The following is a 4,757-nucleotide window of genomic DNA, read 5'->3' on the forward strand; positions in this document are numbered from 1 at the left end:
TAGAAATGAAATATTTATAGCATTAGCTTACCTTGGGTAAATATTAGGTAAGTGAATGCAAATACATTTTAACTCTAAACGACAAAGGGGCAGCAACGTCTTAGAGCGTTCACTCTAAGACGTATCTGGACAGAAATCGTTTAGTCCTTATTTTCTAAATCTGTGATCACCAAGCAATTCTGTCGTATCTTAATTACCAAGCAACTTTGTCATTGCTGTAACTACCAAGGGAAATTGACGTAACTCTTTTTTTGTGTCTTCTGAATAAATAAATTCAAAATTCAGAGGGCACTAAGGATGTTTTACATGGACTCCCAATCCCAATTCACTGTCGATATTATTTGTAAGGTTATCGATGGAAGGATCAGCATTACTAGTGCTACTACACTGCTCAATAAGTCTAGAAGGACGGTCGAAAGATATCTAAATCGCTACCGTAAAGAAGGTATTCGATTTGTTATTCATGGTAATAAAGGCCGCTCTCCAGTTAATAAAATTGCTAACTCGCTTAAAGAAGAAGTTCAAAATCTTATACAAACCAAGTATTACGATTTCAATTTACAGCACTTAGCTGAGTTGCTGGAGAAGAATGAAGGCATTTCTATCAAGCGTGAGACCTTACGTTCGTGGGCGCATGATATTCATCATGTGAAACGCGCTAAACGTCGCAGAAGCCGTGTCAGAAAGTACCGACCACGTATGGAATCACCAGGTCTAATGCTTCAAATGGATGGTAGCCCACATCGCTGGTTTGGGGAAGAAAAGTCCTGTTTAATCGCTATGGTAGATGACGCTACCAGTGATATACATGCCGAGTTTTTCCCTTCTGAAACAACTGAGGGCTGTATGAGAGTTATGAAAGCTTATATCGAAAAGCGCGGGATCTTTAAAACCTTATATGTCGACAGGGCGGGATTTTTGGCGGCCCTAAACGCAGTAATTTTTCGCAAATGCAGCGTGCCTGTGAAGAGCTCGGTATTGAAATTATCTTTGCTAACTCTCCATAGGGAAAAGGACGAATTGAACGTTCCTTCGATACCTTTCAAGACCGTCTTGTTCCCGAACTCAGGCAGCATGGCATTACAGATATGGACGCTGCGAATAGTTACTTACAAGGGACGTTTATTCCTAACTATTGGGATAAAAATATCACGGTTCAATCCAAAACGATTAGCTCTGCCTTCAAACCATTACCTCCAGAGTTAGACTTAAATGCGATTTGCGTGCAGAAAGAATATCGCACAATACGACGTGACCATACCTTTAGCTTCGACAACAAAATGTATGTTATCGACTCCCCGATTCGCTATTCCATAGAAAATCAGAAAGTAGAAATCCGCTGTCAGTTTGATGGAACCTTCTCAGCATATTTCGGTCACCGTAGACTAGATATCACGGAGCTTGTTGAACCACGAAAAACTCATGAGTATGGGATGGAAGTTCAACGAAAAATCGAGGCTGTAGAGCTTGCTCAGCAATTGGGTAACATTGCTAAAGCAGCCAGGATTATCGGTTGTTCCCGTCAAAGTATTTATACCTACCAACAGGTATTAGAAACTGAGGGGGCGATTGGTTTAAAGCGGATCAATAAACCCTTAAAGCGCAGTAAAAATAGTATCCCAGAAAGCACAGAGAACAAAATAATCGAACTGACACTAAAAGATCCGCATACCAATGCTTTGCAACTAATGAAAAGTCTCAAACAAGAGCATGACATCAGCGTTAGTAGCTCTACTATTCAAAACATTTGGAAGAGAGAACAGCTTAATACTAAGGCGCTCCGACTCAAGAGATCGCAAGCATTGAATATCGATGTGTGATGCAAATTATTAATGGTGGGTGTAGACTGTACTACTACGACAATTTTGACTGGTATTTATCCCGTCAATTTCCCCTAGTAATGACACCTTATTTTCTAAATCACACGTTCCACATTAGTATTACTAATGCCTATCTTAAGTAAAGTGGGTTTGTGCTCGCTGAGTGAACGATTACAGCCTAGTTAAAGAACAAGATATTCCTATTATAAGTAAAAGCCTAAACTTCGTTAGAAACTCAGGCTTATATCGAAATTGAACAATACGTTAGAACCTTCTTACGAGTGATTCAACATAGGCTGGCGTTCGAGCGTGTAAAATAGGGTCTGCTGATGGTGAAATCCCTTGTGGCAATAAAACGGGGTTAAAAATGCTCGCACCGCATTGCTTTACGGCTGAGTCACTACCCCTTAGTCCATCAATAATTACCTGACCAATCAATACTCGTTCACGTGACGTTGGCCATAGAGCCGTAGGGTCGTTTATTTCATCTTCTGGTTGTGCTAGTTGCACGTATAGTTTCCATATTGCAGGTTGTGCTTTTATTCTCGATAACATTTCGGTTTGAAGAAAGTCATCAGAGAGCTTACTTAATTCTAAAGAAGTTAATACTTTTGCACTATCGGTCGGCTCAAAAAACCAACGTCCTGGTACAGTTTGTCCATTTTTCGTTGTAAATATAAAGCTATTGACACCAAAGTAGCGATTCCCTGCAAAGCTGCCGGTAATTGGCAATGCACTAGTGTACTCCAAAAACGCTTTAGCATTAGGTTGGTTATCTATAAGCCATTGCCTACCTTCAGGTCCTTGCTTAATTTTGGTTTGGAAATGATAAAATTCGTTTAAATCGCTCGCGAAAAAGACTTCAGCATTGGTTGTAACAAAATTTAAGCTTTCTTTATCACCATCAATTTAAAGCGACATAAAACGGCCTGATGATTTATCAGACGCATCGGGATTTGTACCACCTAAAGAAAAACGAGCGGTGATATTAATTTCATTTTGTGCAAGGAAGGGAATAGAAAACATAGCATTAGCTGCTGTAGCGGGTACAAAAGTACCTGATGTGCAGAAACCTTTTGCATGATTACGTAATTTTACTTTTTTACCCGCTTCGCGAGCAGTTGCATCAAAAGTTCCATTTACAGCATCTACTAATTCAGGGAATGTTTTATCGGCTGCAAACGTTGAAGCACTCAGGATAGTAAAACTAGATAAGAGACTTAATTGGAGTAGTAAGATTTTTTTTCGCATACAATTACCTTTAGATTTAATTGGTTTTTTTACTAGTTTTTAATCTTAATAACTGAACAGTTCACCATAATTTCACGATTAGTTTCTACGACCATCATTGCGACCGCTAGGAACACCCAATCTTTAAGTAAGAAAAAGTTGGTGACGAGTATGCCATCAGACATTTTCCACGTATCAGGAGTCGTAACGATAAAACTCAACGTTACAATGAAAATCCCCATCGCGGCAATCCCAGAAATAAAACCTATCGCTTGATTCTTCAATCCTATTAAGAGTGCAATTGCCACAATAATTTCGATAGTACCAATGATGCTAGAAACCATTTGTACAGAAACCCATTGGTATACCCATCCTATTAACGGGTGATTAACTATTAGGGGTTCAATCAGTTTCGCTTCAGTTAACGTGAACTTATAAATACCTAGCCATAACAAAAAAACTGATATGCCCACAACGGCAAACACATAACTAACACTAAATGGTTTCATAAAATAAGCCTTTTTTATTATTTTCACAGACTTAGACCGGACTAGACTAAAATTTCTTTCATTGAAATAAAAAAACAGAGACTCTCATTAGGTATAGTTATGATTGTATAAGTAGATTTAAACACGTTTTGGGGCATTTTTGAGTTGAAAAGGACTAGCTTTAACAGTTGCCTGAGCGGACTTTGGGTAGATAGAAGGGTCTTTAACTGATTGCCATATCAAAAATAAGCTCTAGAAATGACACGTCACCAAGATATCCTTGTACGTTGGCTTCAATCCATTGTTCTTTTGAAATCTCAGGCCAATTAAGTTCATATCCAGCCACAAAAACAAGCTCTTCAAAGAAAAACCGGGTGGCCCTACCATTTCCTTCTCGAAAAGGATGGATGATATTAATTTCACAAAAAATATCAGCGACTAGTCGAATAAATTCAATACGATCTGAGCATTCACGAAGTTGGGGGATACGTTCTAGCTGCCGTATAAGCTCTCTTTCAATAAAAGAGCAATGGCAAAAGCGCGTGTTACCTTTACTGATATCAACATCACGTTCTTCTCCAGCCCATCCATACATATCCTGAAAAAGCACCCAATGAAGATGTCTAAAGTGTGCTATATCGAAGTCTTCTAAATCTAAGACAAGACTCGAATATTCGATATATCGATGTTCAGAGAATGCGACTTCAGCTTCATCCAGTTTTTCGCTGTCACGAATATTAAGTAAATTTATAAGTGTATTAGAGTGAGGATAGCAATAATGATCCTGAGCGACTCCGTACTTATCTCGCATATTGCCGTTTTAACGCTTCCAGTGATTGAGGTTTACTTTTTGCAGTAAGCCCTTCATAAGACGTGCTCACTTTAAAGTTTTTCGCTTTAGGAACAAATTGACGATTAGTCTTGGAGCTGTTCGCTTCAGCCTTGATGTGCTTCATAAGCTTACTCTACTAAGGGGTCTGACATTATCATTTTAACTGCCAACCTACTTACTATCAAACTTAATTGGCCAAACAGTCTTGAATTGAATGTTTGAAGTCAAATTGAATAACTTTTTATAGGGCAAACTCGCATTAACAGGATGTGAATGAGTCACTACTCTAAATGATTTTGGGGCGTGCGACATGAGGTCGTATGAAGCGCTGTCCACCGCTTAATAGAGTGGACCATCTGTATCACCAGATGAACCTAGGAGCCTGAA

The 4,757-nt window shown here is 39.0% G+C and carries 2 protein-coding genes and 2 pseudogenes; 1 reads left to right on the forward strand and 3 read right to left on the reverse strand.

The annotated features are described in order from the left end of the window. Positions 1-297 precede the first annotated feature (297 nt). A pseudogene (locus L2748_RS23080) lies at positions 298-1,820 on the forward strand (ISNCY family transposase). Between the two features lie 264 nt (positions 1,821-2,084). Here the strand turns inward: L2748_RS23080 and L2748_RS23085 are convergent. From L2748_RS23085 to L2748_RS23095, 3 genes and pseudogenes are all read right to left on the reverse strand, one after another. Beyond that, positions 2,085-3,071, reverse strand: a pseudogene (locus tag L2748_RS23085) (catalase family peroxidase). 32 nt (positions 3,072-3,103) lie between these two features. Beyond that, on the reverse strand, positions 3,104-3,559 hold the full coding sequence (locus tag L2748_RS23090) for a DUF417 family protein (RefSeq protein WP_220783413.1): 456 nt from the start codon (positions 3,557-3,559) through the stop codon (positions 3,104-3,106). A gap of 202 nt (positions 3,560-3,761) precedes the next feature. Continuing rightward, positions 3,762-4,349, reverse strand: coding sequence for a Fic/DOC family protein (locus L2748_RS23095; RefSeq protein ID WP_220783414.1), 588 nt, complete (start codon positions 4,347-4,349; stop codon positions 3,762-3,764). Positions 4,350-4,757: the final 408 nt, after the last annotated feature.

It is taken from the genome of Shewanella sairae, assembly GCF_023283535.1.
GTDB lineage: Bacteria > Pseudomonadota > Gammaproteobacteria > Enterobacterales > Shewanellaceae > Shewanella > Shewanella sairae.